We start from the raw sequence: 20,013 nt of genomic DNA on the forward strand, positions 1-20,013 counted from the left end.
GCAGATGCTTTGATAGCAAGGTGGCCCCATGACTACCCGCTCTTTATCACCAAGCTTGACTAGTCGAGTTGACGCTCGACTTTCTCTCTCTGGTACGCACTCTACCGCTAGCAGAGCGCATGCGCCTCGTGCGTTGGAACCTCCCGCTTACGTTAAACATTACGACAGCCAGCTATCCCACTTGGATAATTGGTTAGCCATTATTGCTTTGGTGGGTAAGGTAGCCAGTCGTAGTGGGGGTAATGGCGTCTTGGATCGTGTCACCGAAGTCCAAGATCGGTTTCGTCTCTTGCGAGTCCAACTTGCCGCTGCGCTAACTGAAGAGTATGCCCGCGAGTATGAAATGGTGCTGGGAAGCAGGGCGTCAATCGCGATAGATATGCTGGTACGCAATCTATTTGAGCGTTCTGCTGATATCGGTTTTCTCTCGACCGATAGTACCCTTCGCGCGTATATGGAGAGCCGTGCAGTAGATGGAAATATTCATCAGCATTTAGCGCGCTATGTTGCTAAATACTCGGTTTATGATGATGTAATGCTGTTTAATTTAGATGGCACGCTGCGCACAAGCCTTACGTTTCCTGAGGGTACGACGTTTCACGATAACGGCCTGAATCAAACCTTGTCTCAACTTGCATCGTCTCAATTAGAGGGTGGCTACGTTGAATATTTTGCTACCACTCCACTAGACCCTCACCAGCAACGATCCCTGCTTTTTATTTCACCCATTTATAATGATGAATCAACACAGCGCTTAGGATATCTTGCGCTGAGCTTTAACCTGAATGAAGAAGTGCATGGTATTTTTGAAGAGGTTGCCGATGGTGAGTTTGAACTTGCACTTTTAGATAAGAGTGGCCGGGTGGTGGCCTCAAGTTTACCCCAGTTAGCGTTAAACGAATCGCTGTGGCAAGTAGGCGTCAATGGCGTGGATGTCATCATGCTCAATGGAAAAGCGTATGCATGTCGACAAGTGACCGGTGCTACCTATCAAGGATACGCAGGTTTAGGCTGGCGCTGCCTTGCCCTCACTGAGCTATCGAGAGATACCATGATAGAGCGCAACGTTATGCATTCATCCGCCGATGGTGATGTAGTAAAAGGGCAGCTAAGCAATATTCGCCACCAAGCCGCGATAATTGCGCAACAGCTGAATCTGGCGGTTATCAATGGCCATATTATTTCAGTGCGCCACAAAGCAGTAGAGCTCGTACCGGTACTGCATCAGATTCGTGAGATTGGTCATTTAACTGATCAGTTGTTTGAAGACTCCATTTCAACCTTGCGGCAAGGAATGAGTTTAACCGCCACTGCTGATGCCACCATGAGGGCCTTTAGCATGGTCAGCATTATGGATCGCAATCTTTACGAACGTGCCAATGATGTACGTTGGTGGGCACTTGATGAGCGTATTCGCAGCCAGTTACTCGCCGCCTCGAAAGGTGATGAGCAAGCGCGTAAGGAGCTCTCAGCGGTTATTCATGCTATTAACACTCTCTATACCGTTTACACCAATATTTTATTGTTTGATCGACAGGGCATGATCGTCGCGGTGTCTAATAATAACGCTGCCAGTTTGATTGGAACGCAAGTCCCTAAATCCCTGCCGCTGGCAGCGTGTCTCATGACGGATTCTGATCAAGATTATGTGGTTTCAGCCTTTAGTGAGAGTGAGCTTTATGCCAATGGCGGCACTTATCTTTATTGCGCGCCCGTGGTCGATTTTAACAGCAATACGATTGTTGGCGGCATTGCCACTGTATTCGATGCGACCCCGGAATTTCGGCAAATCCTGGCGGATAACCTCCCCGTCAGCAGGGCGCAATCGCTGCCACCTTTTGCGCTGTTTATAGATGCGGAAGGTCAGGTGATCTCTTCTACATTAGCCACTATTTGCCTACCTCAGCTGCTAGATGGCTGCTATGCAGAAGTACTTGGCTTACGAGATGGAGAGCGCTTGATTCAGCGACTAGAGTACGAGGGCAACAGCTATTTGTCCGCCATGGTTGCCTCAACTGGCTATCGAGAATACAAGCGTAACGATCATTACCGAAATGATGTGATCTCGATCACCTGCCTGCCTATCGTCTAATCTTGATTGGCCTAAAAATCCCCTGGCGCGCACTGGAGGCAGGTTAATCCAAGCGCGCGCCATTGGGCGACTACGGCGTCGCGGTCATCCAGCACTAGCCAAGGCGCAAAACCGTCGCTGCGCATACGTTCTAGAAGCGCCTCTTTCACTGTTTCATCATCCACATGGTCATCGCCTTCTGGGCGTAGGTACATGGCATCAAAGGGGATACTATGCCGCTCAAGCCAGCGCAGGGTATGCTCACGGTGGCTGTCCGGCCGACCGCTGCAAATCACGATCTGCTGACCCTGCGCCTTAAGAATGTTGACCAGCTTGGCGATCGCTTCAATCACAGGTGCTTCGGCCATATGGGCAAAGAAGGGCTCCCACTGTTTTTGGCTACCGAGCACCCAGTCGCTAACTTGGTGAGGATGAAATTCGGCTAAGGTGCCGTCGACATCGACAATCACTGCGGACATGCAAAACTCCTTAAAGAGGAAAAGTGGGTTGTACGAGAATCAGTTTTGAAGCGCTGGGAAGTGTAAAGGCGATTGCCTAGAAGACCTTGCCACGCCTTTAATTCGTTATCTCTAAGCTGGGTAAATAGTGGCACCACTTGAGAGGCGTCCATCTGATCGGCTAGCGCCACCAGATGCGAGGCGCGCAGATGCACATTCCAGCGTTGCCAGCTTATTTCCCCTGCCGCTAGCTGAACTTGACGTTCAGGCGTTAAGTAACCGGTATGCAGTAGCCGGTGTTCGGGCCACTGTTGGGGGGAGTCATCGTGATCACTTATCAGCCGCAGCGTGGCATTTTCATCATTTTGTCGTGCCAACACATTGTTGATTGCAGCATCAATACCTGGGCGACGCAGGGCGGCTGGCATTGCCAGCAGGGCGGTGAGGTTGGCGCGTATCTCCGCATCAATCGCGAGCGTTAACCCTCGTGATTTAGCTTCCTCAAGCAGCCACAGCGCCATTTCCAATGCACGGCCGGTGGCAGGCACGGGAAATGCCAAAGGCTGGGTAAAGTGTTTGCTGATTGCTTGAATGCACGCAGGTTGGGGTTGATCAAAACTGCCGTAGGAGGCATCCAGCAGCGCAAGACGCGCTGTTGGTGGTGTATCAAACGGAAACACCAACGATTCAAAGCAGGCATCGCCGCTGTAGAAAACACCCCCTTCCACCGCTAAATGCAGCCAAACACCGCCTAACGAGTGCCCTGCTTGACCGGTGGTGACGGTAATACCTTCCACCTCTATCGAGCCGCGTTCTGGCAGGGGGTGCCATAGCCGGTTCTTGGGCAATGATTTAGCTACCAGCGGCGTGCAATAAAGCGGCACGTTCTCGGCTAACTCGGCCACGCCGCCGATATGATCAATATGGTCGTGGCTAATCAGCACTGCGTCGATATCCAGGTTGTTCGCCCAGGAGATGGTGTCATCCGGGTGGAGCGCGCCGCCTGCATCTAGCAGCAGGCGTTTTCCCTGAGCCTCCACGACTATCGCCGCTGGCCCTTTGGCGCCTAAACCACTGAGAATCTCAATATGGACACTCATTGATCGGGCTCCAGACACCAGCCCTGATGAAGGTCGACGGCAACCTGACTACCCAGGTCAGGCGGGCTGTGATGGTAGGCCAGCAGGGTTCCGCCACTGGGCAAGCGCAGTGTGAGCTCATAGCGCTCGCCGCGAAAAATTACGCTTTCTACCTGAGCGGTAAGCTGGCTATGAGTAGGAGTCGCTGAGGAAGAGGGCGTCGTACTGATCTGAATATGCTCAGGGCGCACCAGTACCGTTTGGGTGCGCTCGGACTCGATAGCGTTCAGACCACGCATCAAGGAGGAGCCCTCAAGCAATTTCCCAGGATTGCCAGCGGCAACTTTTAATTGGCTGCCCTGACCGATAAATCCCGCTATCCAGGCGGTGCGCGGTTGCCTGTAAAGGGTTTCAGGGGCACCCCACTGAACCAGTTTGCCCGCTTTCATTACGGCGATTTTGTCTGCCAGCGCCATGGCTTCGGTCTGGTCGTGAGTGACATAGACCAGCGTGGCACCAGTGCGCTGGTGAAAATCGCGGAAGCTGTGCTCCATGGTGGCGCGTAGGTGGCGATCAAGGTTGGCCAGTGGCTCATCCAGCAGTACCACCGACGGGTCGCTAACCAGGCAGCGCGCCAGGGCCACCCGCTGGCGTTGGCCACCGCTAAGGGCCTGGGGCATACGGTTGGCGTAGGCATCAAGCTCTACCAGGGCAAGGGCCTGCTGCACCTTTTGGTGATACGCCGCCCCGCGCAGGCCTCGCAGTTTGACCGGGTAGCCCACGTTGTCCGCCACGCTCATATGCGGCCATAGCGCATAGGACTGGAACACCATGGCCATATTGCGCTGCTCTGGAGGCATATGGGTATCGGCGCTGGCCAGGGTGCGATTGCCTAATTGAATGCTGCCGTCGTTGATCGTCTCAAAACCTGCCAGCATGCGTAGCATGGTAGTTTTGCCACAGCCGCTGGGGCCGAGCAGGGCGACAAACTCGCCTGGGTTGATCGTCAGCGACAGTGCATCGACTGCCGTCTGCTCGCCAAAGCGTTTGGTGACACGATCGATCGTTAGCCCTGCCATGGGATGACTCCTTTGGGTAAACGCGGTGCCAGCAAGCTGAGTGTCAGCATCAGTGAAGCGACCATGATCACCACCAGCACTGATACCGCTGAGGCCAGCACGCTTTCGCCGCCTTCATCGAGATTGAAAATCAGCACGCCGAGAGTTTCATTTCCGGCGCTCCAGAGCAGCGCTGACACGGTCAGTTCGTTGACCGCCAGCAAGAACACCAGCAAGCCGCCTGCGAACAGCGCGGGCGCGACCAGCGGCAAGATGATGCCGCCAAGACGGCGCCAGGGGCCTGCACCCGCGAGTTGAGCCGCCTCTTCAAGGGAAGGATCCAGCTGCGCCAGGCTGGCGGCGACGGGTTTGACGCAAACCACCAAAAACCGCGCCAGATAGGCGATAAAAATCAGTCCCAGGGTGCCGTATAGCGCTACGTTGATAATCGGCAGCGGGCGGACAAATAGCAGGATGCAAGCAATGGCCAATACCACGCCAGGAAGCGCATAGGGTATTTCGATAGCGCTGAGGACCACGCCCCGCCAGCGTTCCGGTAGGCGCTGTAGCCGGTAAGCTAATGGCAGGCTAAGCAACATCAGCACCCCTGCCGCGCTACCTGCAAGCATTAGACTGTTGTTTACCGCTCGCCATGTGGCGCCTTGGCGGCCGACCACTTCGGCGTAAGCGTTCAGGGTGGCGGTCTCGGCGTTTAACGGAACGCCCATGGCGGGCACTAGCGAACTGATGACCAGAGCGAGCAGCGGCGCGACCAGGATGATCAATAAGATCCCGACTAATGTAGCGGTGACCAGAGGACGCCAGCGGCCCAGGGTGAAATCGTGGGAGCGTCCACTATGGCCGCCCAGCCCGAAGCGGCTACGGTTCATAAGCTGTTGCTGCAGCGCCACCCCGGCTAGCGCCAATAACCCAATCAGCAGCGACAGGGCGGCCATTTCTGCCAGCACCCCGGTGCCGAAGTTGGCCATACGCTGGTAGATCAGCGTGGGCAGCACGTAATAGCCTGCAGGAATACCCAGCATGGCGGGAATGCCAAAGTTGCCGAGACTCGAGATAAACGCCATCGCGCCCCCGGCAATCATGCCACTACGGGTCACGGGTAGAATAATGTGACCCCATACCTGGGTCTGTTTGGCGCCGCTAATGCGGGCGGCTTCAATAAGCTCACGGGGCAGCGAAAGCAGGCTGGTGCGCAGGGCCAGAAACACCAGTGGTGCGCTCTGGATACCCAGTAATAAGGCGATGCCTTCAGCGGAGTAGAGTGGTTGCGGGCTACCTAGCGGCGGTGCCATGCCAATACTTTTCAGTAGGGGGCTGGCCGGGCCGAATAGCTGCAACCAGCTCAAAGCGGTGACCTGCGGCGGAATCATCATCGGCAGCATAAAGCAGAACACCAGCCACGCTTTTCCGCGCACATTGGTGAGCGTGATGGCAAAGGCGAATAGACTGCCCAGCACCAGAGCGATCAGCATGCCGAGCCCCGAGGTATACAGGCTATGCCAGAGTGCCCGCCAAGTGCTGGCGCTATTGAGCACCTGCCACAGGGGTGACTGGCGGCCTTGGGTAAGGTCGCTCAATGCTTCAATCAGCAGGCGCAGGCTGGGCGCCAGGCTGAGCAGCACAATGGCGATCAGCAGACTTGAAAGCAGCCAGCGATGCTGGCTGCCGTACTTGTTGTCATAGTTGAGAGCGGGCGTCATGGTTACCCGCCGAAGAGGTCGCTAAAACGCTGTTTGAGTTCTTCTTCCTGCGCCAATGCCTGCTCGGTATCAACCGGCATCAGGGTAATGCTATCGCGCTCGGGGAAGCCTTCCGGTGGAGCAACGTCGTTGTGGGCAGGCAGATAGCCCTGCTGGCTGACCAGCTCCTGGCCTTGCTGGGAAAGCACAAAATCAACAAACTTCTGCGCAGCATCGACATTCTCAGCACCTTCCAAAATGGCGACTGGTTCGGTCACCGCGCTCACGCCTTCTTCCGGGAACACGAATTCGACCGGCGAGCCTTTGGCGGCTTCACGGATTGGTAGGAAGTCCACCACGATGCCGTAGGGCTTGGTACCTGCAGCCACGGCGTTAAAGACGCCACCATTGCCGCCCTGTGCTTCGGTGCGATTGGCTTTCAGAGAGTCGTAGTATTCGGCGCCTAGTTCTGAATTAGCGCTAATCGCCGCCATATGGATAAGCGCAGCGCCGGAGTAGAGCGGGCTGGGCATGGTGACCAACCCTTCGTAGTCAGGCCCCAGCAGATCTTGCCAACTTTGCGGCTGATGCTTGGCGCCGGTGTTATAGACAATCCCTGTGGTGATCAGCTTGGTGCCGTAGTAGTAGCCTTCTGGGTCATACAGGTCAGCGTCATAGGCTTGGCGCTCATCGCTGAGGTAAGGCTGTAAATGACCCTCTTGCTTGAGTGATTCCATGGTCATGCTGTCGGCGATTAGCAGCACGTCGGGGTTGCTCACTCCGGCCGAAAGCTCCGAGCGCAGCCGGGTCATCAAGCGCGTGGTACCGTCGCGTACCCACTCCACTTCAATATCAGGGTGGGCGGCTTCAAAGGCGTCAACGGTCTGTTGAGCATCGCTATTGGGCTGGCTGGTGTAGAGCGTTAGCGTTTCGTTCGCCGCTACCTGGGCCGACAGGGAAAAGCTGGCTACCGCGACGGCAGCCGTCAGGGCAGATGTTGGAATAGATAACAGGGGGCGCTTCAACATGGGTAAACCTCCAGTGAGTGAACCCCACCTAAGCTACTGTCATCTGCTTACAACAAAGTGACACTATGCTTTCGTTCAACATTTTATGGCTTTCGTTTGCCGCACTTTTTGCTTTCGTTGTGCCGAGAGGGGCTATGCGCCAGTTCGAACGTCGACAACAGCTATTACAGCGGATCCACTCACAAGGGCGCCAGTCGGTAGACAGCCTGGCAGATGAGTTTGGGGTTTCTGTGCAAACCCTGCGTGGGGATATTCGTCACCTGGCTGATAAGGGCTTGGTGCTGCGCCGCCAAGGTGAGGTGCTGCCGTTTCCCGAGCAGGAAAACATCGGCTACGACCAGCGTCAGATTGTCAATGTGGCGGGTAAACGGCAGATTGCGGCGCGGGCAGCGAGCTTGGTACAGAATCATCAAGCACTTTTTTTAGGCACGGGCACCACGGTTGAACAGTTGGCCGATGCGCTGAGTGATAAGCAAGGTCTGCATATCATGACCAATAACCTGCATGCCCTGATTAAGCTGTGCCAGTTGAAGTGTGAGCTAGTGGTGGCGGGTGGGCGAGTGCGTCGTCGCGATCAGGATGTGATTGGCGGCGATGCCTGGCGCTTTTTTCAACGCTACCGTGCCGATGTGGGGATTGTTTCGGTGGGGGGAATGGATAGCCATGGCCAGCTTTATGACTACAACGACGACGAAGTGATGGCGCGCGAGGCGCTATTAGCCCATGCCGGTTATCGTGTGCTGGTGCTGGATAAAACCAAGTTTGACCTGCCACTACGCTGCGCCGCGGGGCAACTGAGTGACTATGACGCCGTAGTCACCGATGTGCCGCTACCCGATAAATTAAGAAGCCCACTGGCGGCACAAGGCGTTAAGTTTTTAGGCTAACGGCGATTCTCGTTACTGCTATGCTGATAGATTGCTAGTGCCGAAGCGAGGAGCGCGATGATGGCAGGTGGATGGGCGAAAGATGGCGCCGAACAAGAGCAGATGGAGAGCACGCTGGAAGATGCGGTGCAGCGTGCGCGTAGCCAATTGCCTCGCGGTGAAAGTCTTGAGACTTGTGAGGAGTGTGGCGAACCCATTCCCGAAGCGCGCCGCAAGGCAATTCCAGGCGTTCGGCTCTGCGTGGAATGCCAGAGTGAGCTAGATAAAAAGCAGTCGAGCTTTAGTGGCTATAATCGCCGCGGCAGCAAAGATAGCCAGCTACGTTAAAGTGGTGAGCCTGAATAACTAACTTGGCTGGCTTGCCAGTCGACGATGACGCTGCTGGTGACTTAGATAGATTAAGCCGATAGCACCTATGAGCAGCGCCATCGCAATGTAGCGTGACGCATCTAACGGTCGCACGGCATTGCTTAACCAGCCGAAATGATCAATCAGCAGGCTCATCAACAGTTGGCCAGAAATGACCGCTACCGTGGCCGCTGCGGTGCCTACTCGGGGTACGGCAAACACAATTGCCAACATATAGACCACGCCAAACAGGGCGCCGGTTAGCTGCCATTTGGGTACGCTGAAGAGCGTCGCTTGCTGTGCTGGCTCAAAAAAGAACATCAATAAAAAGGTCAGGACGGCGCCGATCACAAAGGTCAGCCAAGAACTCTCGATGACGCCTGCTTTTGCACCCAAACGGCCATTGATGGAGGACTGAGCTGCCAGTACCGCACCGCCGACGAGCAGTAAGATAAAGATAAGAGGGAGTAGCATGGTTTAGCTCCTGAATACGTTAGCCGTTACATTAACCACAGGGCGGCAAGAATCATCGCCAAGGCGCCAATACGGTAGCCATCGACTTTACGCTGTTCGCTTCCCAGCCAGCCAAAGTGGTCGATAGCGACGCTGGCCGCTACCTGGCCGCACAAAATCCCCACCATCGTCATTCCAACACCTACCAGCGGCGTCGCAAGCGTTAACACAATGACGTAGACCGGGCCTAAGATGCCGCCCGTCAGTAGCCAGCGCGGCTGCTTAAAAAGGGCTCCCAGCTGTCGTTTAGGCGCAAACACCAGTGCTAGTGAGAGCAGTAGCGCGCCCACCATAAAAATCGACAAGGTGGCCGATAAGTGTCCAACCTGCTCGCCAAGCGGGCCTAGCAAGCCGGCTTCGACCGATAGCCCCATCCCGGCAATTAGCACGCCGAGCAGAATAAGTGCGTGACGCATAGGTGGCTCCGCTAAGTAAAAGAAGCGCGTACTGTAGAGAGTTAGCGTTATTGCTACAATGCGTCAAAACAGCAAAGGACTATTGCATTTTGGACAACTCGCTTCGCCTGTTAGCGTTACGCCTTTTTGTGCGAGTGGCCTCAAGTGGCAGCTTTGCTGAAGCCGCGCGCTACTTCGATTTGCCGGCCTCTTCGGTCTCGCGGCACATTGCAGGGTTGGAGCGTTCGCTAGGCCAGCGATTGCTCTACCGTCATACGCGAGCGGTAAGGCTCACCGATGCCGGGGAGCGCTACTATCGGGAAGTAAGAAGCATATTAGAAAGCTTGGATGCTGCTACCGAGCAGGTGATCAGCGGCGCTAAGCAACCGCAGGGATTGTTGCGTCTTAATGCACCTGTGGCGTTTGGGCGTCGGCATATTGCGCCTTTATTGGCTAGTTTTCAGCAGGCAAACCCGGCAGTGGAGGTAGAGCTAACCTTAAGCGATGCCTTTATCGACCCGGTACAAGAGGGCGCCGATGTCGTAATACGGGTGGGATCGCTGGGGGATTCAAGCCTAGTGGCCCGGCAACTCGCGACCCAGCGCTTTGTCGCCTGCGCTTCCCCCGCGTATTTAACGCGGTGCGGCGAGCCCCACCATCCTGAACAATTGAGTGACCATAACTGCTTAGTCTATAAAGGAACACGCGGTATTCAGCCTTGGTATTTCCAGGGGGCTGGCGATTTTCAAGCGCAGCGTTATTCGGTAAAAGGCAATTTGCATAGCAACAATGCCGAGAGTCTTGTGGAAGCCGCTCTGCAAGGTCAAGGTATTGTGCTATTCCCCACATGGTTGCTATTCGATGCGCTGCGCGATGGCGGCCTAACGCCCATTTTGGAAACCTATGAAGCCCTAGGCGAAGCGACGCGAGAAGGAATCCATGCTATCTACCCCGAAAACCGCCTGCGCTCGCAGAAAGTGGCCGCCTTTTTAGAGCATTTGTTTGCGCAGATTGGCGAACGACCCTATTGGGATCATCATTAATAACGATGACGATAGTCCCCTTATTAACTTTTAAACGTTACTCTCTGATAATAAACGTCTTAAAGCCCCCTATTCGGGCCTGAATATATGCAACGTTTTGGTGAGGATTGGCCTGTGGAGATTGATCAACATTACCGCGCGCTCGGCGTCGACACGCTATCCCAACGGCTGGGAGGGGTTGAGGCGGTGGCGAGTCGAGTGGGCGGAGAACCCACTAGCTGGGACATTCGTGAGGTGGGTGACGGCAACCTCAACCTAGTGTTTATCGTCTCCGGTGACGTAGGTAGTGTCGTGGTTAAGCAGGCGCTTCCCTATGTCCGCATGGTGGGCGAAAGCTGGCCGCTACCGATTTATCGCGCCCACTTTGAATATTATGCGCTGGTTCGCCAAGCCAAGCGTGCGCCCGGCATTGCCCCCGAGGTGTACTACTTCGACAAACCCCAGGCGCTGTTTGTGATGGAGTACCTTCACCCGCACAAGATTTTGCGCCGCAAGTTAATCAACGGTGAGCGAGTTGCCCAGCTTGGCGAAACCATCGGCCAATTCTGCGCACGCACCGCGTTTCGTGGCTCGGAGCTTTCGCTGAACAGCCCGGAGAAAAAAGCGGACGTAGGATTGTTCTCAGGAAATGTGGCGATTCCCGCCATCACCGAGTCGCTGGTGTTTACCGACCCCTATTACGGCGCCGAAATGAACTACCACACCCCGGAACTTTCACCGGTGGTGGACGAGCTGCGCCGCAATGCGCGTCTGAAAGCCAAAGTTCAGCGGTTGTTGATGAAGTTCACCTCGAACACCGAAACCATGCTGCACGGTGATCTGCACTCCGGCTCGATTATGGCCACGGATACTGACGTGCGGGTCATTGACCCTGAGTTCTCCCAATACGGTCCAATGGCCTTTGACTTGGGCATGGCGGTGGCCAACTTCCTAATGGCTTATTTCAGCCAGCCCGCTCATCGCCTAGAAGACGAGCTTGAGGCTTATCAGGCGTGGATATTGGAGGTGATCGAAGCCTGCTTTACCCGTTTTGATGCGGAATTTCGCCACCTTTGGCAAACCGAGCGGACTGGTATTCTATTTCCCAAGTCGCTGTTTGAAGAGCAAGGCAATAGCGCAGACGACGCCTGCGATGCGTTGCTTGAAGAGATCCGCATGGATGCGCTGGCCTACTGTGGCATCGAAATGCACCGCCGGGTGTTATCGCTGGCCCACAACGCCGACTTCGAAGAGATTAAAGACACCGCGCTGCGCGCCAAGCTTGAAGCGCGCAACGTGCTGATGGGACAAACGCTGATCATGGAGCCGGAAGCCTACTGTGACCTGAACGCGCTGGTGGATTTAGCTAAGGCGTATAACCAGCAAGAGGTTCTTTAATAAGCGATCACGTAATAGCGGCTTTAACGTGAGAAGCGTGCTCAGGCGCCGCTGTCATTGCGAGGAGCGCAGCGACGCCGCAATATCTGCCGGTGGTGGCAAGTCAACCCGAGATCGCCGCGCTTCGCTCGCGATGACATAAACAGCACCAGGATTGCTTAGCTATGTTCTCAGTGGCAGATACAGCGTACCCATTTTACAGCTGGTCCAAACGATCGAACATCCCGGCGATATCGCTTTCAGTCCAGTGGGGTACCCAGCCTTCCACGTTGTCGAAGAAACGTAGCGCGGTGAATTCCGGTGCCGGGCCCATATCGAACCAGTGGGGCGTGTTGGCAGGCACGCTGATCAGGTCATTGCGAGAACACAGCACCTGATACACCTTGTCATCGATGTGCAGGCAGAACAGCCCCTGGCCTTTAACGAAGAAACGCACTTCATCTTCGTGGTGGCGATGCTCGTTTAAGAACTTCTGCCGCATGGCGTCCTTCTCAGGGTGCGTGGGCACCATATGCAGCACATCCACGGTTTGATAGCCGCCCTTAGCTTTGACCCGGTCAGTATCTTCCTGGTAAAGCGCCAAAATATCTTCCTGGGTGGCATCGTCAGCAATCTCGCCCGGCGCTGCCCAGCGCTCAAACAGCACACCCACCTTGTTGAGCTCAGTGGTCATCTGTTCGCCGTCAGTGGTGTCGATCAGAGCATCGTTCGGGTTTTGATCAGCAAATACTTTTAGTTGCGACATCAACAACTCTCCTTAAAAGTGACGGGCGATGAACGTTACAGAACGATCTCATCGAAGCGGGTGACGCATGCATGATGGGTACCGGCCTGAGTACCTTCGCGTACCAGTTGCAGCGTTTGCATGCCCGCCTGCTTGGCGGCATCCAGCTCTTCAACAACGTCCGACAAGAACAGCACCGCATCCGCAGGCAGGTCAAGCTCGGCAACAATACGCTGATAAGCAGTCGCCTCGCGCTTATGACCAATATGGGTATCGAAGTAGCCGCTAAACAGCGGGGTTAAATCGCCCTCATTGCTGTAGCCAAAGAGCAGTTTTTGGGCCTGTACGGAGCCTGACGAATAAACGTAAAGGGCTTTGCCTGCCTCCTTCCACTGGCGCAGTGCAGGTGCTACATCGCTATATAGGTGACCTTTAAAATCGCCACGCTGGTAGCCGTCGGCCCATACCATGCCCTGTAGTGCTTTCAGCGGGGTGACTTTTTGGTCGGTTTCGATCCAGTGCAGCAACTCAGCAATGACAGCTTCCAGCGTGGCAGCAGGGTCACCCATTTCGCTGCGCACGGCGTCGATCTGCTCGGCGACGGCTGGGATTTCTGCGTTAACGCTTAGAAACTCAGGTAACTTATTGTGGGCGTAGGGAAACAGCACCTTATGCACGAAGTTAATGTCCGTGGTGGTGCCTTCAATATCGGTCACAATGGCGCGAACAGTTGGATTACTCATTTAAGGCTACTCATTAAAGACTGCTCATTTAAGACCAGCGACTCTCTTCAAGAACACAGGCTAGTAAAAACTCAATCGCTTCCAAGTGGCGTCGGCAGCTGGCAATGCTATCACCCACGGCATAAATGCCGTGCCCTGCGACCAAAAAGCCCCAAGGCATTGGCCAGCCGAGGCGCACATGCTCGGCTAGCTCTTCCATATCCTGGGAGTTGGGCACGACGGGCAAATGGATGGAGGCATCGTGAGTAACGTTACCCTGTAGCGCTTTTTGCATCTCGAAACCGCTTAGCTCGACACCCTCTGGAAAGCGCCGCGATAGAACCGTGCTGGCCACGGTGTGAGTGTGGAGCACGCAGTTAATCGAAGCGTCTAAGCGGTAGAGCGCGGCATGCAGATCACTCTCCGCGCTCGGCTTACCATCGCCTGATAGCACCTTGCCATCCAGGTCACACAGCAATAGATCATCGGCCTGAATGCAGGTTTTATCCCGGCCAGAGGCGGTCACAAGATAGCCCGCCTCGGTGCGGGCGGAAAAGTTGCCGCCGGTAGCGGGCGTCCAGCCCTGCTGGGCCGCCCAGGAAATAGCCTCCAGCAGTTCAGTTTGTAGCGTCATCATAGGATCTGCGTCGCCTCTTCTAGTGGCAGCCATTCTATATGATAAGCTTCGCGCCTGATAAGCCGCGCCGTTGTTCTGCTACTCAAGTGCTCAAGGAGTCCATCAAATGCCTCATCTTCAATCACGCAGTTTGCGGATCTATGCCGACCACCTTGAGTATTTGGATCAAACCCAACTGCCCCAGGCGGAGCAGTGGGTGCGCTGTGACTCGCCAGAAGAGTGGCAGGTAGCGGTAAAAAGCTTAGCGATTCGCGGTGCGCCGCTGATTGGTTTGAGCGCCGCCTTTGTGCTGGCCCAATACGCCGCTCGCCATCCACAAAGTGATTGGCAGTTGGTAAGTGATCGCTTACGCGCCACACGCCCCACCGCAGTTAACTTAATGTACTGCCTGGATGCCATGGAAGCCTGCTTTGAGCAAGGCGCAAGCGCCTTGGCCGAGCGCGCTGCTGCGCTGTTTTCAGAAGACCGTGCGCTGTGCCAACAAATGGCCGAACGGGGCGCTGACTTGCTGGAAATGGGTGATCGTGTGCTCACCCACTGCAACACCGGGGCGCTGGCCACCGCAGGAGTGGGCACCGCGATTGGCGCGCTGGCAGTGGCCAAACAGCGCGGCGTAGAACTTCATGTGTATGTGGATGAAACCCGCCCGCTGCTGCAAGGTGGCCGCTTAACCGCCTGGGAAATGGCTGATCTAGGCATTCCCTACCAGTTAATTACCGACAGTATGGCCGCGAGCCTGATGGCGTTAGGCAAGGTGGATAAAGTAATGGTGGGCGCTGACCGTATCTGCGCCAACGGCGATTTCGCCAATAAAGTGGGTACTTATATGCTGGCGGTGATAGCTCACTACCATCAGGTGCCGTTCTATGTGGTGGCCCCTTACACCACAGTAGATCCTGCCTGCGCCACCGGCGCGGACATTCCTATTGAACAGCGTGATCCCGCTGAGGTGCGCGGCGCCGCAGGCGCGTTTGGTGAGGTCGTGTGGGCGCCCAACGATGCCCCGGTATGGAACCCGGCGTTTGATGTCACCCCCGCCAAGCTCGTCACTGCCTGGGTGTTGGATACCGGCGTATTTGATGCCGCTGCGATCGCACGCGGTGAGCACTGTCAGAGACGGAGCGAAAAATAGGGGCGAAAGTTAATTGTTAGCCCAATAGCGTGAGCTCGTAGACATGGCGGATACGCTGACCATCCCAGTCATACCCGAGATGACGCCCTTGCCTTGTCGCAGAGAGCACGGGAGGTCGTAGCACAGCAGCACACTCTCCCTCCGGGTCCCTAACGCTTGGGTAAACGATGCCAGTCGTTTGCTCCTCCCAGGCTTGTCTACCTAAGGTTTGCCCGGCTGCCCAGCTATCCGTCGTGAGAAGCGTTTGGGCAGCATCCTGCCCACGTAAATCAAGTAGTTGGCCTGTTAAATCCGACAGATAAACACGTTGCTGAAGCATCATGGGCGGTTCGTTTGATTCCCCCATAAAGCGTTCTGCGTGGTAAACGGTTTCGGCAATGGCGGTGGCTTCGGTGAGTGCGCAGTAGTAGGCACCAAAAGTGCCATCGCTAAAACGCGAACCGGTAGCGGGGAAGTGGCAGAAGGCAGCCATGATTGGCGTCCAGCCGGGGCCGTAGCGGCGGTCGTCATCGCGGACTAGATGGATGGCTCCCGCTTCCTCACGAAGCCTTGCGGAGGTTTCACCCTCCAACTCATTAAGTAAGCCCCAGTCATCAGCGTTGCTATTGACGCCTTCGAATAAATCAATCGGTGGGAAACGCGAGGGGATAACGCGGTAACTGGGCCGCCACGTGACATTGCTCAGCGGGAATGTCATGCATGGCCTCCACCACGCGCTGCATCTAAATGCTGGCGAACAACGTAGAGGTCTGAGACTTGCCCATTTAACAGACGCTCCATTGGCGAGTGACCGGCGAAAAGAGGGTTGCTGTTGGATCTCTGCAACCAACTGTTGGCCGCTTCTTTGTTGGGCAACAGTATATGCAGTGCTTTGTAGATGCCGAGAATCAACGACATCCGTTCTAGATGATTAGCATCCAGGCGGGCATTCTCTGGTGCCTGCTTCCAACGCCGATAGGTGGAATCAGGTACTCCCAATAGAAGAGCGGCTTCACTCTCTTTTAACCCCCAGCTGTGTGAAATGCTGGGGTAGGTGCGCATCGCTGCGGCCCCCATTTCGCGCCGCTTGTCGGCTGTTTTGTGCTGAATAGCCATCTATTTCCCTCCTCACTTATGGTTATATTACGCCAAGTGAGCGATTTTTGAAAATAGCGACCATTTGAGCTTTTTGAGGGCGCGCCGGTTCAGCTGTTTTGCTCGGTTTCCTGATGCGCCAGAATAACGTCCAGAAAGCCCACGCCGTAATCTGCCAACTTGCGCGCGCCGATGCCTGAAATCGCGCCCAGGGCTTCCATGCTCTGGGGTTTCTGTTCGACCAGTTCGGCCAGGGTGGCGTCGTGGAAGATCACGTAGGCAGGCACGCCCTGCGCCTCGGCAAGTTCCTTGCGGTGCTGGCGAAGGGCTTCCCATAGCGCGCCATGGCCCAGAGTGGCTGAGGCGCCTTTGCTTCCCCGTCGGGCAGGGTTTGCTTTGCTTGGCTTGCGCAGGGTGAGGTTCTGCTCGCCTCGCAGCACCGGCTTGGCATTGGCAGTGAGCTTGATGGCGCCGTGGCCTTCCATATCCACGCTCAAAAAGCCGCTGGCAATCAGTTGGCGAAAGAGCGCTTTCCATTCGCTGGCCGTGAGGTTTTGACCAATGCCGAAGGTGCTGAGCTGGTCATGACCAAAGCGGGTGATACGTTCGTTGCGCTTGCCCAGCAGAACATCCACGAGATAGGTCACGCCGAAACGCTGCTCGGTGCGGTAGACGCACGACAGCGCTTTTTGTGCGGCTACGGTGGCATCCCAGGTCTCGGGTGGGGTAAGGCAGTTGTCGCAGTTGCCGCAAGGGTCGTCCAAGTGATCGCCAAAGTAGTGCAAAAGCGCCTGGCGGCGACAGCTGATGATTTCACACAGCCCCAGCATAGCATCTAGCTTTTGCTGCTCGATGCGCTTTTGCTGGTCGGCGGCGCTGGAGCCCTGCTGCATCTGGCGCAGGGTGATCACATCCTGAAGCCCGTAGGCCATCCAAGCATCGGCGGGCAGGCCGTCACGCCCGGCGCGACCGGTTTCTTGGTAGTAGGCTTCAATGCTTTTGGGCAGGTTAAGGTGAGCGACAAAGCGCACGTCCGGCTTGTCGATGCCCATGCCGAAGGCGATGGTGGCGACGACCACCACCCCATCTTCACGTAGAAAGCGGGTCTGATGCTGCTGGCGTTGCTCGGCTGGGAGCCCGGCGTGGTAGGGCAGTGCGGTCAGCCCCTGACGCTCCAGCCAGGCGGCGGTCTCTTCCACCTTGCGCCGGGAAAGGCAGTAGACGATACCCGCCTCGCCGTCGTGGTGCTCGCGGATAAAGCGCAGCAGCTGCTCCTTGGCGTTACCCTGATTCTCGGCAATATGGTAGCGAATGTTCGGCCGGTCAAAGCCGCTGTTATAAAGCGCCGCTTTCTGGAGCTGCAGATGCTCCATGATATCGTGCCGAGTGGGCACATCGGCGGTGGCGGTGAGGGCGATGCGTGGCACCTGGGGGAAGCGCTGATGCAGATGGGAAAGCTGGCGATACTCCGGGCGGAAATCGTGGCCCCACTGGGAGACGCAGTGGGCTTCATCAATAGCGAACAGCGCGATCTGGTTCTGCTCCAAAAGCATCTGCATACGCGGCGTGGCCAGCCGCTCGGGCGCGACATATAAAAGATCCAGCTCGCCCGCCCGCAGGCGGTTCTCTACCTCGACCGCCTCGTGATAATCGAGGCTGGAGTTGAGGTAAGCCGCCCTGACCCCGTTCTGTTCCAGTGCCGCTACCTGGTCCTGCATCAGCGCAATCAGCGGCGAGACCACAATCGCGGTGCCTTCGCGCAACAGTGCCGGGATTTGATAGCACAGCGACTTGCCCCCGCCGGTTGGCATCAGCACCAGCGCATCGCCTCCGGCGATCACATGCTCAATGATAGCCTGCTGCGGGCCGCGAAAGCTGTCGTAGCCGAATACTTCCTGCAGTACCTTGAGGGCTGCCGGGTGAGGGTCGCCGTGCATCAATGCTCTCCTTATCGCGTGCTTGAGGGAGAATTGTCGCACGAAAACTCACGGGGTTTTGCTTAGCGAATCCCGGCGCGCAGGAACGACTGCACAAACTGGCGTTGGAAGAGTAGGAAAGCCACCAGCAAAGGGGCGATACTCAGCAACGTTGCGGCACTCACCGTTGCCCAGTTGACGCCGGTTTCCGGGGCGGAGAAAACGCCTAGTCCTACCGTTAGCGGGCGGCTTTCCACCGAGTTAGTGACCACCAATGGCCATAGAAAGTTATTCCAGTGGTGGCTGATCGAAACCAGCCCATAAGCAAGATAAGTCGGCTTGGCCAGCGGTACGTAGACCTTCCATAAGATCTCCATCCAGTTGCAGCCTTCGATCCGAGCAGCGTCTTCCAGCTCCCGGGGAATGGTTTTAAACGTCTGGCGCAGCAGAAAAATACCAAAAGCGCTGGCGACGTAGGGCAGGCCTATGCCGCTAATGGTGTTGATCAACCCCAGCTCACTGGCAATACGATAATTCTCGACGATCAGAACTTCGGGAAATACGAACAGCTGAATCAGCACCAGCATAAACAGCACGTTTTTACCGGGAATCGGAAAGCGCGCAAAGGCAAACGCCGCCAGAGTGCAAACCACAAACTGGGCAAATACAACGCCAGTGACGAGGGCAAAGGTATTCAGGTAGTAGCGCCCAAAAGGCGCCTGAGCCCAGGCGTTGGTGAAGTTATCCAGCGTGAGCGGGGCGAAAAGCTCGAAATTCACCATAAATTCGCTGGGGTGGAAGGCGGCCCAAAAGGCGTACAGCAGTGGAAAAACCCAAATAACCGCCAGCAGCCACGCGGCCACGGTTTCCAGTGCAGGAATTGAGAAGAAACGGGAGCGGGGCGCATAGGGTGTGGTCGTATTCATTGGTAGTGCGTCCTGCGATCTAAAATCGTGAACTTAAGCGTGGCAACGACCGCGAGGACCAGCAGAATAACCACCGTGATGGTGGCGGCGGTGGTGCGGTCAAAAAACGAAAACGCGTTCTCATAGACGTAATAGAGCAGCAGGTTCGTCGCGTTGTTGGGCCCGCCCTTGGTCAAAATAAACAGGTGATCGACGACTCTTACTGCATTGATTAAGGCGTTAATCAGCACAAACAGCGTGGTGGGCATCAGCAATGGGAAGGTAACCCGCCAGAAGAAGCTCCAGCGGCTGGTGCCCTCAAGGTCAGAAGCCTCTTTGAGTTCAGGCGCAATGCCCTGCAGTGCGGCGAGGTAGAAAATCATAAAAAAACCGGCTTCTTTCCACACCGACATTACGATCACTGATCCCAGAGCGACGCTTGGGTCGCCGAGCCAGTTCACGCCCGAAAAACCTAACGCGCCAAGCAGCTTATTAAATAGGCCAATCTGCGGCGCGTAGAAAAACATCCAAATATTGGCAGCGGCGATCATGGGCAGGATGGTCGGCGTAAAGTAGGCCATGCGGACAACGCCGCGCCCGCGCAGTTTTCCGTTAACAAATAGCGCCATGCACAATGCCAGCGCGATAGAAGTCGGAATCGTACCGACGGCGTAGATTAAGTTGTTGCGAGCTACTTTCCAAAACGTCGGGTCATCGAAAAGCACCTGATAATTTTCAAGCCCCACGAACTCGGTGGGTGCACCGCGAAAGCCAGGTAAAAACAGACTGTTGATCACCGTCGCGATGGTGGGCAGGTAAGCGAAGGTGGCCAGCAGTATGGCGGCGGGCAGCAGCAGAAGCGCACCGTAGAGCTGCATTTTGCGGTGGTTGGTGAAGGACATGGTTAAGTACCGCAAGTGGGAAAAGCCGGGGCATGCCCCGGCAA

Annotated in this window: 21 protein-coding genes; 6 read left to right on the forward strand and 15 right to left on the reverse strand. The window is 56.0% G+C overall.

Annotated features, from left to right (window positions below; genetic code table 11):
* Positions 1-28: 28 nt before the first annotated feature.
* A complete protein-coding gene (locus tag V8L70_RS06210; protein ID WP_157826573.1) occupies positions 29-2,092 on the forward strand; it encodes a cache domain-containing protein in 2,064 nt (687 codons plus the stop codon).
* Positions 2,093-2,103: 11 nt separating this feature from the next.
* Here V8L70_RS06210 and V8L70_RS06215 read toward each other — a convergent pair whose 3' ends face one another.
* From V8L70_RS06215 to V8L70_RS06235, 5 genes are read right to left on the reverse strand one after another with little or no spacing between them, the layout of a single operon-like run.
* Positions 2,104-2,550, reverse strand: a complete 447-nt coding sequence (locus tag V8L70_RS06215) for a phosphatase domain-containing protein (protein ID WP_008959374.1) — start codon at positions 2,548-2,550, stop codon at positions 2,104-2,106.
* The gene (locus tag V8L70_RS06220) at positions 2,538-3,629 is read right to left on the reverse strand and encodes an MBL fold metallo-hydrolase (protein ID WP_101148090.1); all 1,092 of its coding nucleotides are present in this window, start codon (positions 3,627-3,629) and stop codon (positions 2,538-2,540) included. Before V8L70_RS06220 ends, V8L70_RS06215 begins: the two co-directional genes overlap by 13 nt.
* On the reverse strand, positions 3,626-4,687 hold the full coding sequence (locus tag V8L70_RS06225; protein ID WP_101148089.1) for an ABC transporter ATP-binding protein: 1,062 nt from the start codon (positions 4,685-4,687) through the stop codon (positions 3,626-3,628). The genes V8L70_RS06220 and V8L70_RS06225 overlap by 4 nt, the downstream gene beginning before the upstream one ends.
* Positions 4,675-6,387 carry an ABC transporter permease gene (locus V8L70_RS06230; RefSeq protein WP_101148088.1) on the reverse strand — a complete coding sequence of 571 codons (1,713 nt, stop codon included), beginning with the start codon at positions 6,385-6,387 and terminating at the stop codon, positions 4,675-4,677. Before V8L70_RS06230 ends, V8L70_RS06225 begins: the two co-directional genes overlap by 13 nt.
* Positions 6,388-6,389: 2 nt before the next feature.
* Entirely contained in the window at positions 6,390-7,394 is a 1,005-nt protein-coding gene (locus V8L70_RS06235) for an ABC transporter substrate-binding protein (protein WP_101148087.1), read from the reverse strand.
* A gap of 134 nt (positions 7,395-7,528) precedes the next feature.
* On the opposite strand from V8L70_RS06235, the gene V8L70_RS06240 reads away from it, so the two are divergent.
* The gene (locus tag V8L70_RS06240; protein ID WP_232774985.1) at positions 7,529-8,281 is read left to right on the forward strand and encodes a DeoR/GlpR family DNA-binding transcription regulator; all 753 of its coding nucleotides are present in this window, start codon (positions 7,529-7,531) and stop codon (positions 8,279-8,281) included.
* 60 nt (positions 8,282-8,341) lie between these two features.
* A complete protein-coding gene (locus V8L70_RS06245; protein WP_008959381.1) occupies positions 8,342-8,608 on the forward strand; it encodes a DksA/TraR family C4-type zinc finger protein in 267 nt (88 codons plus the stop codon).
* 18 nt (positions 8,609-8,626) lie between these two features.
* Here the strand turns inward: V8L70_RS06245 and V8L70_RS06250 are convergent, their stop codons facing one another.
* The gene (locus tag V8L70_RS06250) at positions 8,627-9,103 is read right to left on the reverse strand and encodes a DMT family transporter (protein WP_008959382.1); all 477 of its coding nucleotides are present in this window, start codon (positions 9,101-9,103) and stop codon (positions 8,627-8,629) included.
* Positions 9,104-9,129: 26 nt separating this feature from the next.
* Complete coding sequence (locus V8L70_RS06255; RefSeq protein ID WP_008959383.1) at positions 9,130-9,558, reverse strand: DMT family transporter; 429 nt, start codon at positions 9,556-9,558, stop codon at positions 9,130-9,132.
* Positions 9,559-9,647: 89 nt separating this feature from the next.
* On the opposite strand from V8L70_RS06255, the gene V8L70_RS06260 reads away from it, so the two are divergent.
* Positions 9,648-10,580, forward strand: a complete 933-nt coding sequence (locus tag V8L70_RS06260; protein WP_101148085.1) for a LysR family transcriptional regulator — start codon at positions 9,648-9,650, stop codon at positions 10,578-10,580.
* Between the two features lie 114 nt (positions 10,581-10,694).
* Positions 10,695-11,957, forward strand: a complete 1,263-nt coding sequence (mtnK, locus tag V8L70_RS06265; RefSeq protein ID WP_101148182.1) for an S-methyl-5-thioribose kinase — start codon at positions 10,695-10,697, stop codon at positions 11,955-11,957.
* 196 nt (positions 11,958-12,153) lie between these two features.
* Here the strand turns inward: mtnK and V8L70_RS06270 are convergent, their stop codons facing one another.
* Genes V8L70_RS06270 through mtnB form a run of 3 tightly spaced genes read right to left on the reverse strand, consistent with a single transcriptional unit; the run spans position 12,154 to position 14,040 of the window.
* On the reverse strand, positions 12,154-12,702 hold the full coding sequence (locus tag V8L70_RS06270) for a 1,2-dihydroxy-3-keto-5-methylthiopentene dioxygenase (RefSeq protein WP_101148084.1): 549 nt from the start codon (positions 12,700-12,702) through the stop codon (positions 12,154-12,156).
* Between the two features lie 35 nt (positions 12,703-12,737).
* Positions 12,738-13,424, reverse strand: coding sequence for an acireductone synthase (mtnC, locus tag V8L70_RS06275; protein ID WP_101148083.1), 687 nt, complete (start codon positions 13,422-13,424; stop codon positions 12,738-12,740).
* 28 nt (positions 13,425-13,452) lie between these two features.
* Entirely contained in the window at positions 13,453-14,040 is a 588-nt protein-coding gene (gene mtnB, locus V8L70_RS06280) for a methylthioribulose 1-phosphate dehydratase (protein WP_101148082.1), read from the reverse strand.
* A 106-nt stretch (positions 14,041-14,146) separates the two neighbouring features.
* Between mtnB and mtnA the strand changes: the two genes are divergently transcribed.
* Positions 14,147-15,172, forward strand: a complete 1,026-nt coding sequence (gene mtnA / locus V8L70_RS06285; protein WP_101148081.1) for an S-methyl-5-thioribose-1-phosphate isomerase — start codon at positions 14,147-14,149, stop codon at positions 15,170-15,172.
* A gap of 16 nt (positions 15,173-15,188) precedes the next feature.
* Here mtnA and V8L70_RS06290 read toward each other — a convergent pair whose 3' ends face one another.
* The 5 genes from V8L70_RS06290 to V8L70_RS06310 form a co-directional block, all read right to left on the reverse strand.
* Complete coding sequence (locus V8L70_RS06290; RefSeq protein ID WP_008959390.1) at positions 15,189-15,869, reverse strand: RES family NAD+ phosphorylase; 681 nt, start codon at positions 15,867-15,869, stop codon at positions 15,189-15,191.
* Complete coding sequence (locus tag V8L70_RS06295; protein ID WP_008959391.1) at positions 15,866-16,267, reverse strand: MbcA/ParS/Xre antitoxin family protein; 402 nt, start codon at positions 16,265-16,267, stop codon at positions 15,866-15,868. Before V8L70_RS06295 ends, V8L70_RS06290 begins: the two co-directional genes overlap by 4 nt.
* Positions 16,268-16,356: 89 nt before the next feature.
* Positions 16,357-18,183, reverse strand: coding sequence for a DNA helicase RecQ (gene recQ / locus V8L70_RS06300; RefSeq protein ID WP_101148080.1), 1,827 nt, complete (start codon positions 18,181-18,183; stop codon positions 16,357-16,359).
* A 62-nt stretch (positions 18,184-18,245) separates the two neighbouring features.
* Positions 18,246-19,088 (reverse strand): carbohydrate ABC transporter permease, encoded by an 843-nt coding sequence (locus V8L70_RS06305; RefSeq protein ID WP_101148079.1) that lies wholly within the window; start codon positions 19,086-19,088, stop codon positions 18,246-18,248.
* On the reverse strand, positions 19,085-19,969 hold the full coding sequence (locus V8L70_RS06310) for a carbohydrate ABC transporter permease (protein WP_008959394.1): 885 nt from the start codon (positions 19,967-19,969) through the stop codon (positions 19,085-19,087). The genes V8L70_RS06305 and V8L70_RS06310 overlap by 4 nt, the downstream gene beginning before the upstream one ends.
* Positions 19,970-20,013: the final 44 nt, after the last annotated feature.

It is taken from the genome of Vreelandella arctica (genome assembly GCF_037070215.1).
GTDB classification, from domain to species: Bacteria; Pseudomonadota; Gammaproteobacteria; order Pseudomonadales; family Halomonadaceae; genus Vreelandella; species Vreelandella arctica.